This is a genomic window from Pontibacter vulgaris (assembly GCF_022758145.1).
GTDB classification, from domain to species: Bacteria; Bacteroidota; Bacteroidia; order Cytophagales; family Hymenobacteraceae; genus Pontibacter; species Pontibacter vulgaris.
Genome location: NZ_JAJVDH010000005.1, coordinates 170,937 through 194,385 on the forward strand (window position 1 = coordinate 170,937; position 23,449 = coordinate 194,385).

Sequence of the window (23,449 nt, forward strand, 5' to 3'; positions counted from 1 at the left end):
GCTTTCTGGTGACCTGATGTCTTCTCTTAATCAGAGGTCACCTTTTAGTTCACCTTTTCTCTAAAGTTCTCAAAGATAGAATATCGGAGTTCGGCTCCTCCTAACCCCTTTTAAGGGAGAATTCACAAATAAATGGGGCCTTAAATAAAAAAAAGCCACACTACGAAGTATGGCTTTCTCTAAAAAGTGCACCCGAGAGGATTCGAACCCCTAACCCTCGGAGCCGAAATCCGATATTCTATCCAATTGAACTACGGGTGCAGAACGTGTGCAAAAATAGGAACAATGCTGACAAAAGGAAACATCCCGGGTAAAAATTATACTTGCTTGGGTAAATAAAAAAGAAGCAGAAGGCTCATGGCTTAGATTTTAAAAACAATCTGGCAGTTTATGCAGTTTAGAAAGCTGTAGCTATTGGGTTAAATTAAAGAAGCACAACTATGGAAAAACTGTATACGGCAGAGGTTACTGCCACAGGCGGCCGTCGTGGCCATGTAACGTCATCAGACGGTGTGATTGATATGCCTTTGTCGTTGCCGGAAGGCTTAGGCGGAGAAAAAGGCAAGTCAAACCCGGAGCAGCTTTTTGCAGCAGGGTACGCAGCCTGTTTCCAGAGTGCGTTGCTGGTAGTTGCCGGCAAACACCATGAGCGCCTTGATACGGCCTCCACTGTTAAAGCGCACGTAGATCTGCTAAAAGCTGAAGATGGCCGTTATGGGCTGGGAGTAAAACTAACCGTAGACCTGAAAGGGCTGGATAAAGAAAAAGCCCGGCAAATGGTAGACGAAGCTCACCAGATCTGCCCATACTCTATAGGTGTGCAAGGCAATGTGGAAGTACAGCTGGAGGTAGTATAGCTAAGTATAGAATTGCAGAGGAGTGGGTTTATAAAGGCTCACCAAAGTATAAAAACAGGAAAGGCTACCAGTTACGGCAGCCTTTCCTGTTTTTATAGTGAAAGCTTATACTTAAGCTCCAACTTCAGCTAAAACCTGCTCTACTTTTTCAGCAGCTTCTTTCAAAGCTACGGCAGAGTAAACTTTCAGGCCAGACTCATCGATGATGCGGGCACCTTCTTCAGCGTTTGTACCTTGCAGACGAACGATGATCGGAACACGGATGTCACCAATGTTTTTGTAAGCCTCAACCACACCGTTAGCAACACGGTCGCAACGAACGATACCACCAAAGATGTTGATCAGGATCGCTTTTACGTTCGGGTCTTTCAGGATAATGCGGAAACCAGCTTCAACCGTCTGTGCATTTGCCCCACCACCTACGTCAAGGAAGTTAGCAGGCTCGCCGCCAGAAAGTTTAATAATATCCATCGTTGCCATTGCAAGGCCGGCACCGTTTACCATACAGCCTACGTTACCATCAAGCTTCACGTAGTTCAGGTTAGATGCACTTGCTTCCACTTCCAACGGATCTTCTTCTGAAGTATCGCGCATTGCAGCAAGGTCTTTGTGGCGGAACAGGGCGTTATCGTCTAAGTCAACTTTCGCATCTACAGCCAGGATCTTGTTGTCTGATGTTTTCAGCACAGGGTTGATCTCAAACATAGAAGAGTCAGTCTCAACAAAAGCTCTGTAAAGGTTTGTGATGAATTTCACCATTTCCTTGAACGCTTCGCCTTGTAAGCCAAATGCAAAAGCGATCTTGTTAGCCTGGAACGGACGCAGACCTACAGCCGGGTCGATCCACTCTTTGATGATCTTTTCAGGAGTTTTTTCAGCCACTTCCTCAATGTCCATACCACCTTCAGTAGATGCCATGATCACGTTCTGGCCTTTGGCACGGTCAAGCAGAATGCTCAGGTAAAACTCTTTCGGATCAGACTCGCCCGGATAGTAAACATCCTGCGCAACAAGAACTTTCTGAACCAGTTTGCCTTCAGGGCCTGTCTGGTGTGTTACCAGTGTCATGCCTAAGATCTGGCCAGCAATTTCTTTTACCTGCTCCAGGTTTTTAGCCAGCTTTACGCCGCCACCTTTACCGCGGCCACCCGCATGTATCTGTGCTTTAATAACATGCCAGCCCGTGCCGGTTTGTTCAGTAAGTTTTTTGGCAGCTTCTACAGCCTGCTCCGGCGTTTCAGCCACGATGCCTTCCTGTATGCGTACGCCGTAGCTTTTTAAAATGTCTTTACCCTGATATTCGTGTATGTTCATGCTTTCAGTTTTAATGGACGCACGAAAGTACGCCTATTTACCTATAAATTCAAGTAATGGATTTTTAAAATATTGCCAGTCGCAACTGCCTAAGTTCATGCACCTTTACAAACAGATGTTATACTTTCATGCAGGTTTTTAGTTCTGCCGTATTACAACACAATTCTACTACAGGAGTAGAGTAACTGATTAATTGTTGAACCATACCATCTGCAAATGCAGCACATTTATACTTCTTACAGAAAAATAGCGCTGGGCACGCTCATCGTGTTGTTAATGATCTGTGGTTTTTACCTGCTCATAGAAGTGGCCGATTTTTTTCTGCTGGTGTTTGCCGGTATACTGCTAGCCGTAATGTTTTGTGGGCTTACGGAGTGGGTAGTGCGTAACCTTCACTTTAAACGAGGCTGGGCCTTATTGCTGGTGGTATTGCTGTTCTTCGGTATAATCATAACTACTTTCTGGTTAATAGCACCCACTGTAGCAGACCAGATTTCGGAAATGCGCCAGGCTATACCAGATGCGCTTTTAAAAGTAAAAGAATGGCTGGGAAAGCATAACTGGGGACAAAAGCTTGTACAGGAAATGCCTGCCCACACTTCGGATCTGCTGCCAAAACGCGGTACTTTGTTATCCAGGATATCCACTCTGTTTTCATCCACGCTGGGTATACTTGCCGATGTTATACTTGTCATCATCACGGCTTTATTCTTTTCTGTGAATCCGAAGTTATATACTCATGGTTTTGTAAAGCTTTTCCCGCCGCAAAGCCGTACCCGCATGCTGGATGTTTTGGCAAAATGTTATGCCACCCTAAAACTATGGCTGCTGGCCATGCTCCTTTCCATGACCATTATCGGGGTTAGCACCGCTATACTTTATACTTTGCTCGGGCTGCCGCTGGCAATTGCATTGGCTGTACTTTCATTTTTCCTGGCTTTTATACCTACCATTGGTGCCTACGGTGCTGCAGTACCGGCCGTGTTGGTTGCCCTTACACAAGATCCTAAGCTGGCTTTATATGTGATATTGGTTTATGGAGGTGTGCAGATGGTAGAAACGTATATGATCACGCCTATTATTTTTCAGCGCACTGTAAAATTACCGCCCGCTTTGCTGTTATTTAACCAGGTGCTGTTCGGTATTTTATTGGGTGGGCTTGGTTTGCTGATGGCTGCACCTATACTTGCCGTAGCTATGGTGTTAATAAAAGAGATCTATATTAAGGATGTGCTGGAAAATAAAGCTGAATCCGGGAATGGCACGATTTTACACTACAAAGAGTAGGAGAGGCCTGAAACTGCTGTATGTCCGCATTCATTGTATTGGAAGTACGCAATCCCAAATCCAACAAAATTTTGTAGCTTTGACACAACTATAGTCGTACAACACCTCCAAAAAATTACTCAGAAGTGCTGCAGGTAAATAACATCCATAAAAAATACGGTTCGCTTGAAGTGCTGAAAGGCATTGATCTCTTTATTGCTGCCGGAGAGGTAGTTTCGATAGTAGGAGCATCGGGAGCCGGCAAAAGTACGTTGCTGCACATTTTAGGTACGCTTGATACGGCTGATTCCGGAGAAGTGCTGTTTGACGGAAAAAACATTGTGAAGCTGAATGCTACCGAACTGGCCCGTTTCCGCAACAGGCACATAGGCTTTATATTTCAGTTTCATAACCTGCTGCCCGAGTTTACCGCTTTAGAGAATGCCTGTTTACCGGGTTTCCTGGCTGGCCGCCCTGAGAAAGAAGTACGTGAGCGCGCCAAAGAACTGCTGCACATGCTTAACCTGTCGCATCGCCTCGACCATAAGCCATCTGAGCTATCGGGTGGCGAGCAGCAACGCACCGCTGTTGCGCGCGCCCTAATCAACTCGCCCCGCATTATTTTTGCCGATGAGCCCAGCGGTAATCTGGATTCGCATAACGCCCAGGAACTACACGAGATCTTCTTCCGGTTGCGCGAAGAATTTAACCAGACCTTTGTTATAGTTACGCACAACCAGCAGCTGGCTGCCATGGCTGACCGTACACTTGAAATGAAGGATGGCCTGATCGTGCAGGAAATGCCAATTCTGTAGTTATACTTTGCCCGAATATTTATTTTGTATAAACCTTCTCCCTGAAGGGCAAAAAGTACGTATCTCTTCTTACCCTTTGCTTCACTTTTAGCCTCTTTTCGCATCGCGCCGGAGGTGTATAAAAATCTTTAAAAATAATTTATAACTATCTGATAATCAGTGTGATAAATTATGTATTTTTTTGATTTTTTTGCACCATTTGTATAGCAGGTGTGTTTGATATATGTACTGAAACAATGAAAAGCTAAAAGAGATGAGTCAACCAAATAAAGAGACAAACGTGCAGAAGAAGGCAAAAGTAGAAAGCTACGACATTGCTAAATCAGATGAGACACTGCACCTGGCTGTTGATCTGGCGAAGTTCATAAAAGAGAACCGCCTGTATCAGAACATACAGGGTAAGGAGTATGTGAACGTGGAAGGCTGGCAGTATGCCGGCTCGCGTTTAGGTATTCTGCCAGTGGTGGATCATGTAATTAACATCAGCACTGATGATGAAATTAAATACCAGGCCAAGGTAAACCTGCTGGACCTCAGAAGCCAGCAAGTTGTAGGAGCCGGTTTCGCGATATGCTCTAATAAAGAGCAGGGTAAGAAATATTACCAGGAGTTTGCTATTGCCTCTATGGCACAAACACGTGCTATTGGTAAAGCATACCGTAATATACTTGCCTGGATTATTCGTGCAGCTGGTTACGAACCTACGCCTGCCGAGGAAATGGACTACAGCGGCAATGAACCTGCAAAAGCAACACAACAGCCAGCTGTGCCAACCGAGAAAAAAGCAACAATGAAAGCAGCTCCGGCAACAGCCGCCGCACCAGCGGAGGCTCCTGCTACAGAAGCAGCACCAAGTACCAGCGTACGTTATGCATCGGCAAAGCAAAAGGAAGAGATTATCCGACTTTTGAACAACCCGGTAATTACGCGCCAGGAGAAAACAAAAATGCTGCTCAACATCAACCGCCTGGACGAAGAGCGTGCGTCACAGGCCATTGATAAGCTGAAGAAAGTAATTGAAGAGCGCGAAGATGGCCAGTCTGCAGCTGCTTAACAAAATAATATCTACCTGTATAAAGCCTGCCCCAAATGGGGCAGGCTTTTTTTATTTTCAGGCCAAACCTTCCTTGCCCTCTCCTAAATGAAAATAGCTAGAAAGTTCTTTTCGAACATTTAGTTTAACCTTCAACTTCTATGCTTTGTATTAGTTTTCGCCTCGCCGGCTGGGCCTCACTTTTCTCCTTGATGAGAAAAGTAAGCAAAAGAATCAAGACTATTCGAAACTCGCTGAACGCTCAAACATCGAATCGTCAGTAGATGCACATGGCTAAGGTTTTTGCTTCGTAGTTCAAGTTGGTCATCCACCCGCCCCCTTCAAAGGGGTACTAGGTTCTAGTCGTATAGAAGTATTTTTTCCAGTCCTTAGGTTGAGCGCCTTGTGAGATCCGGTGCCCATTTAGGGCAGCCGCAGCGCAGGCAGGAGGGAACACAGCGCGATGCCAAAGGACGATGCCGCCCGGCCTGGGAGAGCACCAGAGTATAAATTGAAACTGTAGGTAAGTAAAGCTCCAGGATAGAAGGAAGTTTGAAAAGTTAGCCTGGTTCAAGCAAGTATAAACCACTGCTATGAAATTTTGCCTTAACAACTACATGACAAAGCATTTTATTATGCTGACTTCTGTCTTCAAAACTTTATCTTCGCTTTAATAATCAGCATTACCCTGTGCAAGAAATTCACCACATATTAAAAACATACTGGGGCTACGACCAATTCCGGCCGTTGCAGGAGGATATCATCCAATCTGTGCTGGCTGGTAAAGATACTTTGGCGTTGTTGCCTACAGGTGGGGGTAAATCTGTTTGTTTCCAGGTGCCGGCTATGTCTAAAGAGGGACTTTGCCTGGTTATAACACCACTTATCGCCCTGATGAAGGATCAGGTAGAGCAACTGAAGAAGCGTGGAATTCCGGCTGTGGCGGTATACTCAGGTATGAACCGGCGCGAAATTGATATTGCGTTGGATAACTGTGTGTATGGCAACATTAAGTTTTTATACTTGTCGCCGGAGCGTTTGCTGACAGAGCTTTTCCAGGAGCGGGTAAAACGGATGAAGGTAAGTTTGCTGGCTATTGATGAAGCACACTGCATCTCGCAGTGGGGCTACGATTTCAGGCCGCCCTATTTGCAACTTGCCGAACTGCGCGAGACTTTACCAAATGTACCTGTAATTGCCTTAACTGCTACTGCCACCGAGCTCGTGCGCGACGATATACAGGAACGTTTAAAGTTTAAAGAGCGCAATGTTTTTGTAAAAAGCTTTGCACGTAGCAACCTTTCATATTCCTGCCTTTACACCGAAGATAAAACCGGCCGCTTGCTGGAAATTCTGCAGCGCATGCAGGGGCAGAGCATTGTATATGTGCGCAGCCGCCGCCATACAGTAGAGATGGCCAGGTTCCTGCAGAGCCGGCGTATTTCTGCTGCCTCTTACCATGCCGGGCTGAAGTTTGAAGAACGAAGTGCAGCACAGCAGGCCTGGATTGATGATAAGGTACGGGTTATAGTTGCTACAAATGCTTTCGGTATGGGTATCGATAAACCGGATGTACGGTTGGTGGTGCACCTTGATCTGCCCGAAAGCCTGGAAGCTTATTACCAGGAGGCGGGCCGGGCCGGGCGCGATGAAAAGTATGCCTATGCTGTTATACTTTATGGCCCCACTGATGTAGCCGAGCTAAAGCGTAAAGTAACCGAGGCGCATCCGCCTGTAGAGCTTATCCGGCGCGTGTACCAGTCGCTGGCCAATTATTACCAGTTGGCAGTCGGGAGCGGCTTGCTCAGCAGTTTTGATTTTGACCTGGCAGATTTTTCCAAAAACTATAAACTGAAGCCGCTGGAAGTACACCATGCCGTTAAGCGTTTGGAGGGTGAAGGTTATCTGCAACTAAACGAGGCTTACTTTATGCCATCAAGGCTGTTTTTGGCTATGAACAATATGGCTTTGTATGAGTTTCAGGTGGCAAACCCCGAGCATGATGCTTTGATCCGGATGATACTGCGACTTTACGGCGGCGAAGCTTTTGCAAACTTTGTAAAGATATCGGAGAAAAAGCTGGCGCAGCAACTTCGGGTACAGGAGCAGGAGGTGCGCCGAAAGCTGGAATACCTGCATAAACTGCAGGTGCTGGTGTACGAGCCGCAGCACGATTCTCCGCAACTGGTATTTACCGCCTCCCGCAAAGATGCCAACAACCTGCCACTGAATACGAAAAAGCTGGACCAACTGCGCGATCGCGCCTTGGAGCAGGTAAACGAAATGGGGCATTACATCGAAACCACCAACCGTTGCCGCACCCAATTACTGCTGGAGTATTTTGGCGAGATAAGTGATAAAAGCTGCCGCATCTGCGATTACTGCCTGGCCGAGCGTAAAAAAGAAAGAGCAGGGCAGGAGGGAAGGGAGCTGCGCAACAAAGTCATCACCCTCGTTAAAGAGAAACCATACTTGCCGAAAGAATTAGTACAGCAGTTCGAACCAAAGCATACCGAAGTGGTTACCGAAATCATCCGGGAACTGATTGACGTAGGACAGCTGAAGTATAAAGAAAGCGGCAAGCTGGAGATAATTTAAATGCCTGCTGTAAAAGTATATTTTGCAAAGAACATAGCACTAAATAACTGCCTACAAAGACAGCACCATGTGGTAAGTTGAAGGAGTAAAACCCTGTGATTCCCAGAACCTGAGACCGGCGGTGTTTTTAACAGAAACCTGCAATTCCAGGTGGTCGGCGCCTTTGTCTTCGAGCCATTTTTTGGCAGCCTCAAACAGCTCTTTCCCTACACCCGAACTTCTGAAATTTTCCTTAACTATGGTTTCGCCGATGTAGCCTTTGCGTGAAAGTTTAAAGCCTTCCACTGCCTTTTTATAGGTGGCAACTATCAAGCCCAGCCATTCTTCCTGCTCATTTACATAGGCAAAAACCCGGGTGTCTTTGTCTTTTAACCGGTTACGGATTTCCTCTTTCAATACACGATCGCTGCCGGGTTTATACTTAAAAATGACATGATGACTTTGATGAAAATCCAGCAGTTCGCGCCACAAAGTATAAACCTCATCCAGGTCGTCGGTATCTGCTTCTCTTATCATGGCAAGTATAATTTTGAAGCTGAATATACGGAGTAAACAAGTATAACTGCGGCCGGGTTTCCGGGTAATATAAAGTATAACTTGCTTACGCTATACCTTCAGCTGTTAAAAGAGCTCTTTAAGGTCGGTTGGTTTATCTATTACTTTGTCGAAGCGTTCTACCTCCCGGAAGCCATACCTTGCATAAATAAACGGAATACCGGCTACAACGCTTGCTTCATAATCGCCTTGGGTATCGCCAACATAAAACACAGCTTGCAGCTTATTGCGCGCTATAACGGCTTTCAGGTTTTCGCCTTTGGGATTGCCTGTTCTGCCCGAGCATTCGAAGTCGGTAAAGTATATCCCTAAGTCATGATAATCAAGGAAAGCCTCGATGTAACCATCCTGGCAGTTGCTCACAATGCATAACTTATACTTTGTATGCAGGTATTTTAAAGTATCCTGCAAACCAGGGTACAATTCGCCGCCATACTTTTTAATGTGCGCCATTTCTTCCTGGCCGCTAACTTCCATTAATTCGTGTTGCTGCTCTTTTGTAAGCTGAGGAAAAAGCTTTTTAAAGATAAGGTCGTGCTGGGTGCCGGCTATGTTGCGGATGTCCTGCTGCGTTATTTCCTGTATTTCAAAATCTACTTTTTTACGGGCTGCCTGCCAGGCTTTTGCTACGGTGGCGGTGGCATCCCAGAGGGTACCATCCAAATCGAAGATGAGGCTGTCTGTTTCTGCTGTCATGAAGTATATGTAAAGCGACTCGGTGCTTTTTTATTTGGGTGCAATTTGCGCAATTGTGCGGCTATTTACTACGCTGCTTAAAGTTTATCGTTTGTTGTTATTTCTGATGCCAGAGGAAGTATAAACTGAAAAACAGCCCGGCAGCGGCGCACAATTATCGAAGTATAAACCATACTTCAAATACTATATTTTATAAATACTGAATTCTTTTTATACAATTTTTAGCCATTCTCGTTTGTATGCGAAATATAGCTTTAACCAACGCTAATTTACATGACAACCCAGGAGCCATTTTATAAAAAGAGTACCACAATTTTGTTCGGGCTTATACTCGTAGTGTATGTGCTTTTCATGCTTTCGGATATACTGGTGCCGCTGGCTTTTGCCGGGCTGCTGGCAGTGCTGCTAAACCCACTGTACAACAGGCTCATGAACCTGAAAGTGCCTAAAGTGCTGTCTATCAGCATTGCGTTGCTGGTGGCATTTCTGATTGTGGCGGCTATACTTTATTTCCTGTCGTCGCAGATAATGCAGTTTGGCGAAATGCTGCCTACACTTAAAACAAAGTTCAACCAGATACTTACCGATCTGCAGCGTTGGATCGCAAGCTCTTTCGGAATCAGTTTTGAAAAGCAACTGCAATATTTTAAAGAGGCGGCAAACAGCAACAAAGCCTTGATAAGCCGGACATTAAGCGGTGCCTTAGGCGTGTTCAGTATCCTGTTTTTGCTTCCGGTGTATATTTTCTTACTGCTGTTCTATAAAACACTTATCCTGAATTTTATTTACGAAGTGTTTTCCAAAGAAGGCCCCGATAGCGTTGCCGGCGTACTGAAAGAGACCAAAGCAGCCATACAGAGTTACATTGTGGGCTTATTGATCGAGGCATTTATAGTTGCCATACTTAACTCGGCTGCGCTGCTGTTGCTGGGTGTAGATTACGCTATACTTATCGGGGTAATTGGCGCTATCCTGAACCTGATACCTTATATTGGTGGCCTGGTTGCCATACTTTTACCTGTACTGATGGCTACAGTAACGAAAGACGGTTATACTACCCAGTTGCTTATTCTGGGCGCTTACGCCATCATTCAGTTCATAGATAACAATATCCTGGTGCCGCGCATCGTGTCTTCTAAAGTGCAGATAAATGCGCTTATCTCTATACTTGCCGTTTTGCTGGGCGGTGCTTTGTGGGGCGTTTCGGGTATGTTCCTTTCTATTCCGTTTGTGGCTGTGTTAAAGATAGTGTTCGATAAAATTGAGGGCCTGAAACCGTGGGGCAAACTGCTGGGCGATGAAGTACCATCGGTAAACTTTACGCAGCGCTGGAAATTGCGCCGTCGCAGGGTTTAAGAGGCTGATTTGAAAGTATGATCAGCTATTGTAATTTGTCAGGCGATATAAAAGTTACCTCTGCAATTTCATTGTTCCGGATTCTGTAAACAGCAATGGCATCGAAGCGCGGCTGGCCATTTTTAAGCACTTTTTCATGGTCTATTACCACGTTTCCGGCTATAATCCGGTTTACTACTTCGCAGTGCAGGTCGGGTGTTTCGGCAAACATCTGGCCATACCTTTTTCGTAATTCCTCTTTGCCCTCATACGTTAATGTGCCCGGCGTTCGGTATACTTTTACATCATCGCTGAAGGCTGTTACAAACAGATCTATGTCACGGTTATTGTAGGCCGTTAGCTGTAGTTTTACAGGCCCGGTTACAGGCGAATCATCGGATAAAGAGTGGACTTTTGCCGGCATTTAAAAGTAGCTTTTAAGTATGAATCCTGATCAACTGCTCTTATCAAAAGTATAAAATAATTACCTGTTCCGGCTGAAAAGCGAAGTATAAAATTTACAGCTTATACTTCCTGCTCGTGCCGCCGTATATGCTCACCTATGATTGAAGAACTGATAATCCGGACACTTTGCGACACGCTGCCCCGAACACCCGTTGATGCCGTTTTCCTTTTCGGGCAAACCGAAGATAATGAGCATGCAGCATTTGTGGCGGCCCGGCTGCTGGTAGAGAGTAAACTTACAGGTAAGGTTTTATGCCTGGGCACCAAAGCCATGAGTGGCTACCCCGGCTACGAAAGCTGGAAACAGGAAATCGCTAAACTTGGGATTCTGGAGCCTGTGCTGGAACCTGTTGCACCTATACCCCCTGATACCGAACTGTTGCATACTTTTATAGAAGCGCAATCGATGGTGCGGCACGCGCAAAAGCAGCAGTATAAACGCATAATTGTTACAGCAGCACCTTTTCAACAACCGCGCGCTTTTATGACTGCCGTTACAATGGCATTGCGCGAATACCCTGATTTATACTTGTATAGTTTGCCGGGCCAGCCCTTGCCATGGCAGGAAGAAGTTACGCACTCGCAGGGGCAGGTGCAGGGCACCCGGGCCGAACTGATTGAAGGCGAAATGGACCGCATCAAAAAGTATTATGCCAAAGGCGACCTCGCCTCTGTAGACGAAGTGCTGGATTACCTGAACAGGCGCGACAAGGGTGCACTGTAGGGATTTGCCTCCTGATTATACTGAAAAATGATCTTATGACGGCGTTACCCACGAATCTTTTATCACCAGCCTGTTTACGGTAAGTTGGTCTACCTGTAATTCACCAATGCGGAGTTTACGGATGTTGGAATCAGCGATGGCCATGCGTTTGATAACCATACTTCCGATAGCAATTGTGCCAACAGCCAATGCCCCGCAGGCAGCAGCGCCAACTGCAAAAGCCCCCATCGACATTGCCCCCATGGCAAGTGTTCTGATTGTGCCTCTGCCCGCATTAAAGCTTTTTATACTTCCGATCAATCCCTGCATAGCTCCGTTTTTAATTTTTATACTTTTCTGCATTAATAGAAACGGAGGACAAGCATGCTTGTTAGCCTGAACAGGATAATAGCAGTGAACAGGCTTTTGGAGATAGCGAGCTATAGGTTTGCAGCGGATACATTACCCTTCAAATCCATCTACCACAATCATATTGGTGTTGGAGGCTTTTTGCCTGATGCCCTTAGCAGTTTCATATTCCGGCGAACTCCACCAGGCTTTGGCTTTCTCAACAGTCGGGAACTCCAGCACCACGATGCGGTTAGGTTGCCAGTTGCCTTCCAGTATTTCGGTTTCGCCGCCCCGAACAATAAATTTACCATCGAAAGGAACAAGCGAACCCGGCGTTAACTTTTTATACTCATCATAAGTGGCTGGGTCTGTTACATCGATATCTACAATAATGTATGCCGGCATGGGGTAAAGGTTTATCGTTATTGAATTACAAAGTAAGTATAAATGGCGGAAGATTAGCTTTCTTTTGCTTCCTCCAGGTGCACCAGGTAGGCAGTTAACTTATTCCATTGCAGGGCTTGCACGCCTGCCCAGCCACCTTCTGCAATCAGGGTATTCAGCAGGGCGCGGTTGCCGGCTTCTTCGCCCTGGTTGTTTATGGCTTCGTTCTTCCCGATTTCCGAGGCAATCAATCTGGTGCCCTGGCGCTCTACCCGGAACGTACTGCTGGCTTCTTTTACGAAAAAGTGTTTTACCACTTCCTGCTCATCGGTTAGTTCGGCGGGTTTCTGGCTGGGGTGCACTGTAAATTCTGCCAGGTCTTTTTCTGATCTTATACCTGCCACCTGCACCCAGTTCTCTACGGCAGCGCCCGGAAGTATGATCTTGATGTAGTTTGCAATTTGAGGGCTGATGGCAGCGCTCTGGCGGCCCCGCGAATCATAAAGTGTAAAAGTGGAGTTTATGCCTTTCAGGTTTGTCCAGCTGTTTACATCAAAGAGTTTTTTCCGGGATTGTTCAAAAGCTACCGCAGCCGAAGTTTCATCCGGGTACTCCTGTTCGTTCGTGTAAAGCTTGTCTTTGGTCTCCTCGCCCTGCGCTGCTTTTACCTCATGCATTACCTTGTTTACGATGTCTTTCAGTCCCATTTTGCCTCCTGTTTTTAAAGTATAAACCGGCTAGTTAGTACGGGTGCCAGGCCAGTATGTTAAGGCGCATGTATGTATGCAGGTTTATACTTTAGTGTTAGCAGCCTGTTATTTATAAGGTTTTATCTCGCCATCCTTCACCAGGAAGGCTTTTTCAGCTTCGTCAAGTATAGGTTCTTTGCTATCGGAGTAGGCTTCTATTAGTTCGAATGGTTGGTTTTTGTAATGCGATTCCAGGCGCTTCAGTTTTTCCTCGTCTTTGCAGGCTTTGCCTTCTACCAGGTAAGTGGTGCCGTTATACTTGGTTTGGGTGCCTGCCAGGCCATCTATCTCATAAAGTTTAAAAAGGGGCTTCACGTATACTTCTAACCCGCCGGTGGCGCAAAAAAGCTGCACGCCTTCTCGCTTCATTTTATCGAAGTGCGATTTCAACTCCTGGTTAAAATTCACCGGAAACTCCTTCTGCCAGAATTCTGCTGCATAGGCTTCTACTTTTTCCGGTGGCAGGTTATCGAGGTAGTTAAAGAAGTTTTCCTTGAACTCGGTTTTCCTGATCTGGTTCATTTTGTGGAGGAGCTTGTAATACATCATCTCCAGGAAAAACCGTACCCGCTTCGGCCTTTTCGTGCAAATAAATTTAAAGAATTCATCTTTCGAGCTCTTGTTGTAAAAGGTCTGGTTCAGGTCGAAAACTATCACTTTGATCTTCTCCTTTTCGTTGTCGTTGCTGGCCATTTTCAGGTTCTTTTATCTTGCTTATGCTAATACGGTTTACCAGTACTAACAGACTAGGCATGCGAGCATAAAGGCAGGTATAGATGCTGGGCTGAGCGGGAAGTATAAATTGTATGGAGCTGGTTAAAGTATACGTTCAGAATTATGCTTACCTTCCGGTTATGAAACTAACCAGATTCCTTTTTTCAGCTTGCTTTGCACTGGCTACCCTTTTCTTGTATTCCTGCGATTGCGAGGACGTTTACTTGGGCCAGATCGACCTGAAAGGCACTTTAGACAGCTTTATTCCTGAGCCGGGAAAAGGAGAGAATATACATGTTGCTTATGATAATACCAGCGCAACTATAGGATTCAAACTGACGCAGGATAATTTCCTGGTTTCTGTGCCGGTGCGGGATACCGGCAAAATGCGTATGCATGGCAAAGGAGCCATTAGTGATTGTTCAGAATATTACAGCGCTCGGAATAAGTTGCTGGAAGCATACAGTTATACTTCTGCACCACCATTTACCATGACCATACTTCTGACGAAGAACTTTAATCCGACCAAGTACAATGAGGATTTTAACGCCGAAGCCGCAGAAGATGTGATTCATTTTTCGATGGGCTACCAGAATACCTTTCCGCAGCCTATAACACGTGGCATGCTGAATATTTATGGTTATAAACCCTTAAGAACGTTCGTGTTTTCTTTAAAGCCTGCTGCGCTTGTGTATAAACCAAATGATACAAAGCAGGAGTTTATTCCAAGTATAACACTTAATGGCGTGCAACACGAAAATGTATACCACTTATACCTGCCAGAACCGCAGTATACAGAAGATGAAGTTTACCTGAACCAGCACTACCCACTTACTTATATAAAAGGTATTTACCTGAAAGAAGGCATAGGCGTGTTACAAGCTTATACTTCTACGGGGCAGAAATTCAATTTCAGCATAAAGCCAGATTAAGTTGATTTTTTAAATTAGCAGGAAAATGCACTGCCCCCTTAAGGGGACTACAGGGGTGATTACAGCTGCAGGATAAAGCTTTTAAAGTAACAAAGACTCGATGCGGTGGGCGTGCACCATGCCCTCGCACGGCGACCAGGTAAAGATGGTAAAGCGACCATCCTGCGAGGCAACCAGCGCAATGGAGTCGCGCTGATCGTGCACGAACTGGGCAGCCGATAAATGCCGCGTGCCGCCGCTTTGGGTAGGGTGCACCACTTCCGCGGTTCTGCCCACTATAGGCTCGGTTACAATAATCTGCTCAACGGGTTTGCTGCCAATGGCTCGTACTATTTTAGCACCGAAGGCGAGCAGCTCATACTTGCTGTTAATAATGGTGGCGCCATCCACAGCAGTAAGTCCGGCAGTGCTGTCAATTTCCTGGCGAAGGGCGGTCTGCCATATACTTTCCCTTTTAGCATCTTCGTGTTGCCTTATCAGGTCTGCCAGCCCCGGAAATGGCGGAACTACGGGGTAGGAGATAGGATGAACAATAGAACCGGGCCAGGAGGTAGAGCCTTCAGGCACTACAAGCAACGAGCCGCCATGCCCGTGTGCCCGCATCGAAACGGCCATCTGTACAAGTATATTTACTGAATAGTCCCAGGTGCTGGGTGAGGTGAAGCCAAGTAGCGAGGTAAGCAGTTGCGGGCAGTCTGGCAAACTGGCGCTGCCTTCATCCACAATTTTTACCTGGTCGCCTTTAAGTACAGCCACATTGGCAAATTTGCCGAAACCATCACGGCGGCGGTGTTTTATAACCAGCAATCCCGGCTCCGAAACATCCACTACAAAACAAAAACTTCTTATCTCGCGGGTAGTGCCCCACAAGTATAATTCATCGCCATCATGCCAAACCCCCAAATGTATACCCGGCCGCTCTACGCCAGGTGCAAGCTTGGTAAGTACTGTTGGGGAAAGCGGGAGTCGCTTCTGAAATAACAAGGGTTGCCCGCTTTGCTCAGGTGGGAGGAAAGCAAGTGAAATTCTTGGGGAGCGGCCTTCTTCGCGCCTGAGGCTGGCCCAGAAGGCGGTATCAATTACAGCTTCAATAATACGCTTTGGCGGTGCACTTGCCAGCTCCTGCTCGCCTTGCTGATGGGCTGCATTAATATGGCGTGCAAAATGTGCCTCAACGGTTTCTGCCACTGCGCGTGCAGCCTGGTAAGTTGGTTCGCCGATCATGATACTCCTTTTGTCGCGGTAAAAAGCTTTTAGTTTATACTTGTGCTTACTCAACTTTTTTGAACATCTCAGAAATGATCTCATACGAATGCACCCGGGCAGCATGGTCGTAAATAGTAGAAGTTACCATCAGCTCATCTACCTGCGTCTCATCCAGAAATGCTTGTAACCCTTTTTTAACTGTTTCGGGGCTGCCTATAAACGAGTAGCGCAGCATCTGGTGCACGGCATATTTCTCTGACCCATCCCATTCCAGGTCGTCGAGGGTAGCAACGGGCGGTTGCATTTGTCTGGCTGTACCGCGTACCACGTTCAGGAAAGAAGCATACATGGTGGTGGCAAGTCGGTTGGCTTCTTCGTCGGTATCTGCGGCAATAACGTTCACGCAGGCCATGGCATAAGGTGCTTTCTGCTTTTCTGATGGCTTAAAGGTGTCGCGGTATACTTTAAGCGCCATTAGCAGACTTGCCGGTGCAAAGTGGCTGGCAAACGCATACGGAAAGCCAAGTATAGCAGCCAGTTGCGCGCCATACGTGCTGGAGCCTAATAACCACATGGGCACCTGTAGCCCTTCGCCCGGTACGGCACGAACCCGTGCTGTCGGGTCTGCGGGGGCAAAGTAATGCTGGATTTCCTGCACGTTCTGCGGAAACTCTTCTACGCTGCCATGCAGGTCGCGGCGCAATGCCATCGATGTAACCTGGTCGGTGCCGGGTGCGCGGCCCAGGCCTAAATCTATCCTCTCCGGATATAAAGACTCCAGCGTGCCAAATTGCTCGGCTACTACCAGCGGCGCATGGTTGGGGAGCATAATACCACCAGAGCCTACGCGTATTTTTTTAGTGCCTCCGGCCACGTAGCCAATTAAAACTGCAGTGGCAGAGCTGGCAATGCCAGCCATGTTGTGGTGTTCGGCCATCCAATAACGTTTCAGGCCCAGGCGCTCGGCATTTTGTGCCAGGTCTAATGTGTTCTTAAACGAATCAGCAACAGTTTTGCCGGCCAGTATCGGCACCAGGTCCAGCACCGACAACGGAATATCAGACAGTTTTTTAGCAGTAGTTGCCATCATAAAGTATAAGCTAATTAATTTCCGGATTAGGTTATATACCCAGAAACCGGGTAGGGGTTATATAAAACACGGGATGATCAGAAAGTATAACCTCTGATCATCCCGTAGTAATTTGTTTTGCTGTAAACCTACAGCGCTATTTTATTTAGCAGGATACCACTGTCTCAGGCGCACATCAATATTTTTGTTGCCCTCGTTCACCTGCTTTTTAAAAGACGCCACATCGCTTAAACCCTCCTGGCCGCGGTAGTGGTAGGGGTAAACTACTTTTGGTCTAAATGCAAGCACCGCGCTGGCAGCCTGGTTTACATCCATGGTATAAGGCAGGTTCATGGTTACAAAAGCCACATCAATGTTCTTTAAGGCGCGCATTTCAGGTATGTCTTCGGTATCGCCGGAAAGGTAAATGTTTTTGTTGCCTATGTTCAGGATGTAGCCATTGCCACGGCCTTTCGGGTGGCGCGAATCTGCTGTTTCAGGCAGGTTATACATGGGGATGGCTGAAATTGAGATACCGGCCTGCTCGGTTTTGCCTCCGTTTTTAACTACAATGGTTTTGCTTTTTATACTTTCCGGAAGCTGATCGGCAACGGCCTGCGGTACCACAAAAGTTGCTTTGGAAATATCCAGCGAGTCAAGCGTTTTCTGGTCAAGGTGGTCCTGGTGGATATCGGTGATCAGGATAAGGTCGGGTGCTGCAAGGCCTTTGTATGCTGCAGCACCGCCATAGGGGTCTACATAAATGGTTTTACCATTCCATTGCAATACCAGCGACCCATGCAAAACAGGCTGTACAGCCAGGTTGCCTTTATTTGTTTTGATCTGATCCGGAGTGGGGCGCTGCGCTAAAACAGGATAAAAGGCCAGGCTCAGCAGAAGAGCAAATACAGTTTTCAGTTTCATAGTTATAATGTTTTATAGTGAACAGGTAATGCATGCATATGTTCAGCAGCAGGTATATTTATACTTAAACTATAGCTGTAAGCGATGTAAAGTATGGCGTTCTGGTGCCGGAAAGTATAAACTACGCGTTTTTGCCTGCGAACGTACGGATGTATAGCTCTTCTACTTTCTGGCGGGCCCAGGGCGTTTTACGCAGAAACTTCAGGCTGGAATTTATACTTGGGTTGCTGTTAAAACTGTTGATGTTGATCTTATACCCCAGTTCGTCCCAGCCATAATAATCTACAAGCTGCACCAGAATACGCTCTAAAGTTTTGCCGTGCAGGGGGTTGTTCTTTTGTTCTTCCATGGTAATAATTTTGCACACCAAAGGTACGCAAAACGGGCTACATTTACTGAAAGTATACCTGTTGGCTTTGCTATTCAGAATACTTCCGGAAAAACTCTACCAGATCATCGTTAATTTTCAGATCGGTGCCGTGGCCAATGTTTTGGTACGTTCTGAAATCGGCTTGCACACCACTTTTTAAGTATACTTTCTCGACAAACTGCCAGCGTTGCGGCACAAGCTGCCTGCCCATTAACCTGTAAACAATTTCACGGTCTTCCTGGCTGTAGGCATCGTCAAAAGCTACGGCATCGTTATCGTCTAAAGCACCCATGTACAGTATTTTAGGTAGGTTGCTGAATGCTTTCATGTTAACAGGCTTACCTGTTATCTGCTGTAAATCGGCTATACCTAAAGGGTAGTTAAGTGGCTGGCCTTCTATCTCGGAAACAGGTAAAATTGGCATGGCGTTAATGCCGCCGGAGGCTGTTGCCTGTATAAGTTCCGGGTGAAGTATGGAGAACCTGTTGGCAAATGTGCCGGATGCCGAGAAGCCGGTAATAAAGAATTTTTCTTTTAGCGGATAGCCCTGTTTTGCCAACTGCTTTCTGGCATCCCCGATCATGGCCAGCAGTTGCAGGTCCAGCCTTTCTATGTCAGATCCCTTGCTTAAAATTACGTCTCTGTCCAGGGCATGGGTATAGTATTGCCAGTTGGTTTCTGATCTCGGGAAAATGGGAATCAGTAATGGTATCTGTAGTTTTTTGGAAACATAGTTTGCTACCCCGCTTTTGCTGGCGGCATACCTGGCTCCCCGTTCATGAAACTCGATGGAATCATTAAGGCCGGAGTTATTCGTTTCTACCATCAGGTAGTTCTGGCTTTGGCTTTTTGTCCCTTTGGGCAAGTAAACAAGGTATGCAAAGTTAAAGCCGGCTGCAGGTCTGGCTTCAAACTTCATCAGCGTATCTGTGGCTCGTACTTGTGGCAGTGCAACAACAGCGCTTTCAGTCTTTTTCAGGTTAGAGCTGCAGCCAAAAAGTATGGGAATAACGAGTAAGTATACCAGTGCTTTCATGCGGGTATGGGCTAACTAGGTTTGTTGCTAAGGGCCGGGCTGGTAAAGAAAACGTAGCCAAAAAGTATGGCAAAAATGGCGTAGGCAATGGCTGCTACCCAGATGTAACTTAGGTTAGGACCACTGAATGCAAATTTAGCCAAAGCTAGCGCGGCCATTACAAAGTGAGCCAGGTTGCCAAGTGCAACGGGTTTGCTGTAAATACCGCCGATTAAGTTTGCTTTGGCCGTCCAGTTGAGCATGGCAAACCCAAAATATGAGGCTCCCAGAACCTGCAGCAGTATGGCAGAAGCTTCGTTCATGCCTAAACTGCCGGAAAGCTCCTCCGGGAAAAAAGATAACATAATGCCTGCCGCTCCTAAAGTAACAGCGCTTACAGACATGAGTAGTTTTGTATTCATTGGGTTAGATTTAGTGTGGGTGTTTATTTGGTAAAAGTTTTCGTGCATAGTCTGGGCATGGCGCAGCCTTAGCTATGTCATGCACCTTGTTGGTAGCCGTTACTTTTATGTACAATTATTTAACTATTGGCGATTTTCTCCAGCGAAGTATGGCAAGCATGATAAGACCAAACAGGATCTCAATAGCTGCACCCACCATAAGCGTTTTATGGGAAAGTGCATTCATAGTAAATAGCACGTAAGCTGCCAGCCCTAATCCTATGCCTATGGCCCAGTAGAGCTTTGAACCGTAGAGCGTTGCAAAATGCAAATACCTGCCCCCGATGATGAGGAGCATGCCCTGGAAAAACCATTCTACTTTTTGAAAAGACAGCCCATAGGCCAGCGGTAGGCACATGATCATAAATGCAGTTCCTTCCATGGCAAGCTTGCCCAAGGGATTACCTGGAGCGTGTGCACCAACTGCTCCCAAAACTTTATTTAGCAGCATGCTAACAGGATGAATAAAAACGCCCCCAATAAGTAAGGTAAAAACTGCTTTGTTTGGCGACACATAGATGGCTACAAGTGCTGAAACAAGCCAAACCATACCAGATACAACCACACCGGGGTAACCATTTTGGTAGGCATCGCGCATATTCCGTTGGGCGTTTTGCAGGTGCTGTAAATCTTCTACAGTGCCTTTTGTAACTTGATCAGTGTTTACCAGTGTCATCTTATTCATCAAATTTAGTTTTATGAGAACTCTGAGTAAGCTCCCATTTTTTTGATTTGCTATACTTGCTGCCAACGGTTGGGCTAGGGCACGTTTTAATGTGCTTTAGGTTTTGTTGTGGTGTGTTTTTCTTTGTTAATTCCAATCATACCAATAATGTCGTCCTAAGCCTAAGTCGCTAAATAGATATAGGTGTCCTGCCATCAGCAAAGGGAAAATTATTATCGATATACTCTTTTCAGTCCAATTCGTCTTTTTATTTCTTACTATTCCAACAACAGTCAGTATATAACTTGGTATAAGACCCATAAACAACATTAAATGTAACCACCCAAGTCCCTGTCTGTCGTGAGTTCCCCCAGAGTAGAGCTTAAGCCCAACATCGTGGAAAATTATAAGCCCTAAAATTGCCAGAGTAATAAAGATTGGTTTTAAGTCTTTTGTCCCGAATACAATTAATACTGTCGCAATAATCAAAGCGACTGGTGTAAGCATTATTCCTGTTGGAGCGAAGAAATGCCCAAGTAGAAGGTTTAGTATTATTACCCCTGTTGCTATTGAAATTGATTTTATGTCTGCCATTTTATCTGCCATTTTAAATGTACCACAACTATAGGATAAACAAAAACATACGTTTATCTGCATTATGTACGGAGTAAGTTAAGGTTGTTTATGTAAGTATAAAGTATAGTCTGAGAGCTGATTACAGGCTATACTTATGCAAACATATTAGTAATACAATATACTAAACAGAATTGATATTGCCGCACTCTGTGGTTATTTAGAAACAATAAAATAAGAGTAGAAGAAAAGCAGTTTTTTTAAGTGTTTAGAAGGTTATTTATTATTGCTTTGCCATTTCGAATTGCACTAAACCAATTAAAGTATAAAATCTAAACTTTCAAGTTCAGCTGTGGCGGCACTTTTATCCGTTTATAAACGCTTATACACGTTTATAAGCGTTTAATAACACCTTTTTTTAAAATTGACTATGGTTGTAATGAGCTGATTATAAGTTTTTAATGAAGTAGTGGTAACTGGTTGCGGATCTTTTGTATACAGATAAACAGCAAATTTGAATTTTTTAAAGTAAAACGCCCTGCCACTTTTCAGTAGCAGGGCGTTTTTGTAAGTATAGCTAACTATAGATTAGTAATCGTCGCGCTCGATGGCAGCTACACCTGGCAGGGTTTTGCCCTCCATATACTCGAGCAGTGCACCACCACCCGTAGATACATACGATACACGGTCGGCGTAGCCAAACTTGTTAACGGCTGCAGCCGAGTCGCCGCCGCCAATAAGCGAGTAAGCACCAAGGCGGGTTGCATCTACAACGGCATCAGCAATGGCTTCGGTACCAACCGAGAAGTTAGACATCTCGAACACACCCATCGGGCCGTTCCAAAGTATAGTTTTAGAGTTACGGATCACATCGGCGTATTGCTCACGGGCTTCAGGCCCAATGTCAAGGCCCATCCAAAGAGGTTTAATGTGGTGGCTCAGGCTGATGTCTATATTGGCATCGTTGCTGAATGCATCGGCTACAACCGAGTCTACTGGAATCATCAGGTTAACACCTTTTTCGCGGGCCATCGCAATAAGGCGGGCAGCCAGGTCCACTTTATCAGCCTCCAGCAACGAGGCCCCGATTTCGCCCCCATCAGCCTTCACAAAAGTATAAGACATACCGCCGCCAATGATCAGGTTATCCACCTTGTCCATCAGTCGCTCTATGATCATGATCTTATCAGAAATTTTAGCACCACCCATAATAGCAGTGTAAGGGCGCTCTACATTATCAAGCACGCGGCGGGCATTATCGAGCTCGGCCTGCATTACATAACCCATTACCTTATCTTTAGGGAAGTAGCGCGCGATTACGGCTGTAGAAGCATGCTCGCGGTGCGCGGTGCCGAAGGCATCGTTCACATACACGTCGCCAAGTTGGGCCAGTTTTTCAGCAAAGGCAGCATCGCCTTTTTCTTCTTCTTTGTAGAAACGCAGGTTCTCAAGCAGCAGGATCTCGCCTGGTTGCAGGTTCCGGGCCAGTTCCAGGGCTTCGTCGCCAATGCAGTCAGCGGCAAAATGCACGGTAGTGTTAAACTCTTCAGAAAGACGGTTTACCAGGTGCTTCAGCGAGTATTTCTCTTCAGGGCCTGTTTTAGGGCGGCCCAGGTGCGACATCAAAATAACAGCACCTCCATCCTGAAGGATCTTGTTGATAGTAGGCACGGCCGCACGAATGCGGGTGTCGTCGGTGATGTGGTATTCTGCGTCCAGAGGTACGTTGAAATCTACACGCACAAGCGCCTTTTTACCGGCAAAATTATACTCGTCTACAGTTCTCATGAAGTATGTTATAGTTTGGATTCGGATACTCGTTGTTCGTGTTTCCGCCGATTTTGTTGCTGGCAATTTAGCGGTTGAGCAAATATAGTAAAATGACTATGATTTACGGGAGAATCGGGGAGGAGTTATAGTTTGGGGTTAGTTTGTAGGATTACCTCACCCTAACCCTTTCCTAAAAACAGGAGAGGGGATTTGGCCATTGGGTATACTTCAAGTATTAGTTCTATAGCTGCAGTGGTCCAACCACCCCCAGCCCCTCAGAGCTATGCTCGCTGGTTTCAAACTCGCGTTCTCACTAGTCTAAGAAGGTGAGTTTGGAGGTTCTTCGCAAACGGTAAGCATCAATTTTAACTTCTATGCTTTGATTAAGCTTTCGCCTCGCCGGCTGGGCCTCACTTTTCTCCTTGATGAGAAAGTCTAAAAGGGGCCCCTGCACCCCTGTAAGCAAAAGAATCAAGACAATTCGTTTATCGAGGGCCCCTACCCCCACTCGCTGAACGCTCAAACATCGAATCGTCTTGGGTGCACTTGGAAAAGCTATTGCTTTATAGGTCAAGTATAACACCCCTGTAGTCCCCTCAAGGGAACAGTGGTTTCAGTAGTACTAGCGTT

General features: G+C 46.0%; 25 protein-coding genes and 1 tRNA gene. 8 read left to right on the forward strand and 18 right to left on the reverse strand.

The annotated features are described in order from the left end of the window. Positions 1 to 187 precede the first annotated feature (187 nt). A tRNA-Arg gene (locus tag LWP20_RS13130) sits at positions 188 to 261 on the reverse strand. A 179-nt stretch (positions 262 to 440) separates the two neighbouring features. Here LWP20_RS13130 and LWP20_RS13135 point away from each other — a divergent pair. Next, entirely contained in the window at positions 441 to 857 is a 417-nt protein-coding gene (locus LWP20_RS13135) for an organic hydroperoxide resistance protein (RefSeq protein WP_242928611.1), read from the forward strand. A 111-nt stretch (positions 858 to 968) separates the two neighbouring features. Here LWP20_RS13135 and sucC read toward each other — a convergent pair whose 3' ends face one another. Next, on the reverse strand, positions 969 to 2,171 hold the full coding sequence (gene sucC, locus LWP20_RS13140) for an ADP-forming succinate--CoA ligase subunit beta (protein WP_242928612.1): 1,203 nt from the start codon (positions 2,169 to 2,171) through the stop codon (positions 969 to 971). A 216-nt stretch (positions 2,172 to 2,387) separates the two neighbouring features. Between sucC and LWP20_RS13145 the strand changes: the two genes are divergently transcribed. The 4 genes from LWP20_RS13145 to LWP20_RS13160 all read left to right on the forward strand — a co-directional run bounded on the left by LWP20_RS13145 (position 2,388) and on the right by LWP20_RS13160 (position 7,883). Beyond that, positions 2,388 to 3,458, forward strand: a complete 1,071-nt coding sequence (locus LWP20_RS13145; RefSeq protein ID WP_242928613.1) for an AI-2E family transporter — start codon at positions 2,388 to 2,390, stop codon at positions 3,456 to 3,458. Positions 3,459 to 3,583: 125 nt separating this feature from the next. Next, positions 3,584 to 4,252 carry an ABC transporter ATP-binding protein gene (locus LWP20_RS13150; RefSeq protein ID WP_242928614.1) on the forward strand — a complete coding sequence of 223 codons (669 nt, stop codon included), beginning with the start codon at positions 3,584 to 3,586 and terminating at the stop codon, positions 4,250 to 4,252. Positions 4,253 to 4,505: 253 nt separating this feature from the next. Further along, a complete protein-coding gene (locus LWP20_RS13155; RefSeq protein ID WP_242928615.1) occupies positions 4,506 to 5,306 on the forward strand; it encodes a hypothetical protein in 801 nt (266 codons plus the stop codon). 669 nt (positions 5,307 to 5,975) lie between these two features. Further along, positions 5,976 to 7,883, forward strand: a complete 1,908-nt coding sequence (locus tag LWP20_RS13160) for a RecQ family ATP-dependent DNA helicase (RefSeq protein WP_242928616.1) — start codon at positions 5,976 to 5,978, stop codon at positions 7,881 to 7,883. Positions 7,884 to 7,934: 51 nt separating this feature from the next. Here the strand turns inward: LWP20_RS13160 and LWP20_RS13165 are convergent, their stop codons facing one another. Then, positions 7,935 to 8,399 carry a GNAT family N-acetyltransferase gene (locus tag LWP20_RS13165; protein WP_242928617.1) on the reverse strand — a complete coding sequence of 155 codons (465 nt, stop codon included), beginning with the start codon at positions 8,397 to 8,399 and terminating at the stop codon, positions 7,935 to 7,937. A 105-nt stretch (positions 8,400 to 8,504) separates the two neighbouring features. After that, positions 8,505 to 9,134, reverse strand: coding sequence for an HAD family hydrolase (locus LWP20_RS13170; RefSeq protein ID WP_242928618.1), 630 nt, complete (start codon positions 9,132 to 9,134; stop codon positions 8,505 to 8,507). Positions 9,135 to 9,407: 273 nt separating this feature from the next. On the opposite strand from LWP20_RS13170, the gene LWP20_RS13175 reads away from it, so the two are divergent. After that, positions 9,408 to 10,490 (forward strand): AI-2E family transporter, encoded by a 1,083-nt coding sequence (locus tag LWP20_RS13175; RefSeq protein ID WP_242928619.1) that lies wholly within the window; start codon positions 9,408 to 9,410, stop codon positions 10,488 to 10,490. Between the two features lie 25 nt (positions 10,491 to 10,515). On the opposite strand, the gene LWP20_RS13180 is transcribed toward LWP20_RS13175, so the two are convergent. Then, on the reverse strand, positions 10,516 to 10,893 hold the full coding sequence (locus tag LWP20_RS13180; protein WP_242928620.1) for a nuclear transport factor 2 family protein: 378 nt from the start codon (positions 10,891 to 10,893) through the stop codon (positions 10,516 to 10,518). 138 nt (positions 10,894 to 11,031) lie between these two features. Here LWP20_RS13180 and LWP20_RS13185 point away from each other — a divergent pair, with 138 nt between their 5' ends. Then, positions 11,032 to 11,658, forward strand: coding sequence for a YdcF family protein (locus LWP20_RS13185; RefSeq protein ID WP_242928621.1), 627 nt, complete (start codon positions 11,032 to 11,034; stop codon positions 11,656 to 11,658). 33 nt (positions 11,659 to 11,691) lie between these two features. On the opposite strand, the gene LWP20_RS13190 is transcribed toward LWP20_RS13185, so the two are convergent. From LWP20_RS13190 to LWP20_RS13205, 4 genes are all read right to left on the reverse strand, one after another. Then, a complete protein-coding gene (locus LWP20_RS13190; protein WP_242928622.1) occupies positions 11,692 to 11,967 on the reverse strand; it encodes a hypothetical protein in 276 nt (91 codons plus the stop codon). A gap of 132 nt (positions 11,968 to 12,099) precedes the next feature. Then, the gene (locus LWP20_RS13195) at positions 12,100 to 12,393 is read right to left on the reverse strand and encodes a DUF1330 domain-containing protein (RefSeq protein ID WP_242928623.1); all 294 of its coding nucleotides are present in this window, start codon (positions 12,391 to 12,393) and stop codon (positions 12,100 to 12,102) included. A gap of 53 nt (positions 12,394 to 12,446) precedes the next feature. Beyond that, complete coding sequence (locus LWP20_RS13200; RefSeq protein WP_242928624.1) at positions 12,447 to 13,079, reverse strand: hypothetical protein; 633 nt, start codon at positions 13,077 to 13,079, stop codon at positions 12,447 to 12,449. A 108-nt stretch (positions 13,080 to 13,187) separates the two neighbouring features. Next, a complete protein-coding gene (locus LWP20_RS13205) occupies positions 13,188 to 13,814 on the reverse strand; it encodes an HAD-IB family phosphatase (protein WP_242928625.1) in 627 nt (208 codons plus the stop codon). 161 nt (positions 13,815 to 13,975) lie between these two features. Between LWP20_RS13205 and LWP20_RS13210 the strand changes: the two genes are divergently transcribed. Then, positions 13,976 to 14,767: a hypothetical protein gene (locus LWP20_RS13210; protein ID WP_242928626.1), complete on the forward strand. Its 792-nt coding sequence runs from the start codon at positions 13,976 to 13,978 to the stop codon at positions 14,765 to 14,767. Between the two features lie 81 nt (positions 14,768 to 14,848). On the opposite strand, the gene LWP20_RS13215 is transcribed toward LWP20_RS13210, so the two are convergent. From LWP20_RS13215 to LWP20_RS13255, 9 genes are all read right to left on the reverse strand, one after another. After that, positions 14,849 to 16,045, reverse strand: a complete 1,197-nt coding sequence (locus LWP20_RS13215) for a putative sensor domain DACNV-containing protein (RefSeq protein ID WP_367615751.1) — start codon at positions 16,043 to 16,045, stop codon at positions 14,849 to 14,851. Beyond that, positions 16,038 to 17,060, reverse strand: a complete 1,023-nt coding sequence (locus LWP20_RS13220; RefSeq protein ID WP_242928875.1) for an LLM class flavin-dependent oxidoreductase — start codon at positions 17,058 to 17,060, stop codon at positions 16,038 to 16,040. The genes LWP20_RS13215 and LWP20_RS13220 overlap by 8 nt, the downstream gene beginning before the upstream one ends. A gap of 144 nt (positions 17,061 to 17,204) precedes the next feature. Further along, a complete protein-coding gene (locus tag LWP20_RS13225) occupies positions 17,205 to 17,966 on the reverse strand; it encodes an MBL fold metallo-hydrolase (RefSeq protein ID WP_242928627.1) in 762 nt (253 codons plus the stop codon). Between the two features lie 121 nt (positions 17,967 to 18,087). Continuing rightward, complete coding sequence (locus LWP20_RS13230) at positions 18,088 to 18,315, reverse strand: VF530 family protein (protein WP_242928628.1); 228 nt, start codon at positions 18,313 to 18,315, stop codon at positions 18,088 to 18,090. 70 nt (positions 18,316 to 18,385) lie between these two features. Then, a complete protein-coding gene (locus LWP20_RS13235) occupies positions 18,386 to 19,372 on the reverse strand; it encodes an alpha/beta hydrolase (protein ID WP_242928629.1) in 987 nt (328 codons plus the stop codon). A gap of 11 nt (positions 19,373 to 19,383) precedes the next feature. After that, on the reverse strand, positions 19,384 to 19,773 hold the full coding sequence (locus LWP20_RS13240; RefSeq protein ID WP_242928630.1) for a hypothetical protein: 390 nt from the start codon (positions 19,771 to 19,773) through the stop codon (positions 19,384 to 19,386). 115 nt (positions 19,774 to 19,888) lie between these two features. After that, positions 19,889 to 20,497: a DUF7010 family protein gene (locus LWP20_RS13245; RefSeq protein ID WP_242928631.1), complete on the reverse strand. Its 609-nt coding sequence runs from the start codon at positions 20,495 to 20,497 to the stop codon at positions 19,889 to 19,891. Between the two features lie 126 nt (positions 20,498 to 20,623). Next, entirely contained in the window at positions 20,624 to 21,082 is a 459-nt protein-coding gene (locus LWP20_RS13250) for a hypothetical protein (RefSeq protein WP_242928632.1), read from the reverse strand. Between the two features lie 555 nt (positions 21,083 to 21,637). Next, positions 21,638 to 22,837: a phosphoglycerate kinase gene (locus LWP20_RS13255; RefSeq protein WP_242928633.1), complete on the reverse strand. Its 1,200-nt coding sequence runs from the start codon at positions 22,835 to 22,837 to the stop codon at positions 21,638 to 21,640. Between the last annotated feature and the right edge of the window lie 612 nt (positions 22,838 to 23,449).

Bases quoted from the DNA above. Each gene is read 5' to 3' on its own strand.
- LWP20_RS13135 (WP_242928611.1), top strand. From the start codon at position 441: ATGGAAAAACTGTATACGGCAGAGGTTACTGCCACAGGCGGCCGTCGT.
- sucC (WP_242928612.1), bottom strand. From the start codon at position 2,171: ATGAACATACACGAATATCAGGGTAAAGACATTTTAAAAAGCTACGGC.
- LWP20_RS13145 (WP_242928613.1), top strand. From the start codon at position 2,388: ATGCAGCACATTTATACTTCTTACAGAAAAATAGCGCTGGGCACGCTC.
- LWP20_RS13155 (WP_242928615.1), top strand. From the start codon at position 4,506: ATGAGTCAACCAAATAAAGAGACAAACGTGCAGAAGAAGGCAAAAGTA.
- LWP20_RS13165 (WP_242928617.1), bottom strand. From the start codon at position 8,399: ATGATAAGAGAAGCAGATACCGACGACCTGGATGAGGTTTATACTTTG.
- LWP20_RS13170 (WP_242928618.1), bottom strand. From the start codon at position 9,134: ATGACAGCAGAAACAGACAGCCTCATCTTCGATTTGGATGGTACCCTC.
- LWP20_RS13175 (WP_242928619.1), top strand. From the start codon at position 9,408: ATGACAACCCAGGAGCCATTTTATAAAAAGAGTACCACAATTTTGTTC.
- LWP20_RS13180 (WP_242928620.1), bottom strand. From the start codon at position 10,893: ATGCCGGCAAAAGTCCACTCTTTATCCGATGATTCGCCTGTAACCGGG.
- LWP20_RS13185 (WP_242928621.1), top strand. From the start codon at position 11,032: ATGATTGAAGAACTGATAATCCGGACACTTTGCGACACGCTGCCCCGA.
- LWP20_RS13190 (WP_242928622.1), bottom strand. From the start codon at position 11,967: ATGCAGGGATTGATCGGAAGTATAAAAAGCTTTAATGCGGGCAGAGGC.
- LWP20_RS13195 (WP_242928623.1), bottom strand. From the start codon at position 12,393: ATGCCGGCATACATTATTGTAGATATCGATGTAACAGACCCAGCCACT.
- LWP20_RS13200 (WP_242928624.1), bottom strand. From the start codon at position 13,079: ATGGGACTGAAAGACATCGTAAACAAGGTAATGCATGAGGTAAAAGCA.
- LWP20_RS13205 (WP_242928625.1), bottom strand. From the start codon at position 13,814: ATGGCCAGCAACGACAACGAAAAGGAGAAGATCAAAGTGATAGTTTTC.
- LWP20_RS13210 (WP_242928626.1), top strand. From the start codon at position 13,976: ATGAAACTAACCAGATTCCTTTTTTCAGCTTGCTTTGCACTGGCTACC.
- LWP20_RS13220 (WP_242928875.1), bottom strand. From the start codon at position 17,060: ATGGCAACTACTGCTAAAAAACTGTCTGATATTCCGTTGTCGGTGCTG.
- LWP20_RS13225 (WP_242928627.1), bottom strand. From the start codon at position 17,966: ATGAAACTGAAAACTGTATTTGCTCTTCTGCTGAGCCTGGCCTTTTAT.
- LWP20_RS13230 (WP_242928628.1), bottom strand. From the start codon at position 18,315: ATGGAAGAACAAAAGAACAACCCCCTGCACGGCAAAACTTTAGAGCGT.
- LWP20_RS13235 (WP_242928629.1), bottom strand. From the start codon at position 19,372: ATGAAAGCACTGGTATACTTACTCGTTATTCCCATACTTTTTGGCTGC.
- LWP20_RS13240 (WP_242928630.1), bottom strand. From the start codon at position 19,773: ATGAATACAAAACTACTCATGTCTGTAAGCGCTGTTACTTTAGGAGCG.
- LWP20_RS13245 (WP_242928631.1), bottom strand. From the start codon at position 20,497: ATGAATAAGATGACACTGGTAAACACTGATCAAGTTACAAAAGGCACT.
- LWP20_RS13250 (WP_242928632.1), bottom strand. From the start codon at position 21,082: ATGGCAGATAAAATGGCAGACATAAAATCAATTTCAATAGCAACAGGG.
- LWP20_RS13255 (WP_242928633.1), bottom strand. From the start codon at position 22,837: ATGAGAACTGTAGACGAGTATAATTTTGCCGGTAAAAAGGCGCTTGTG.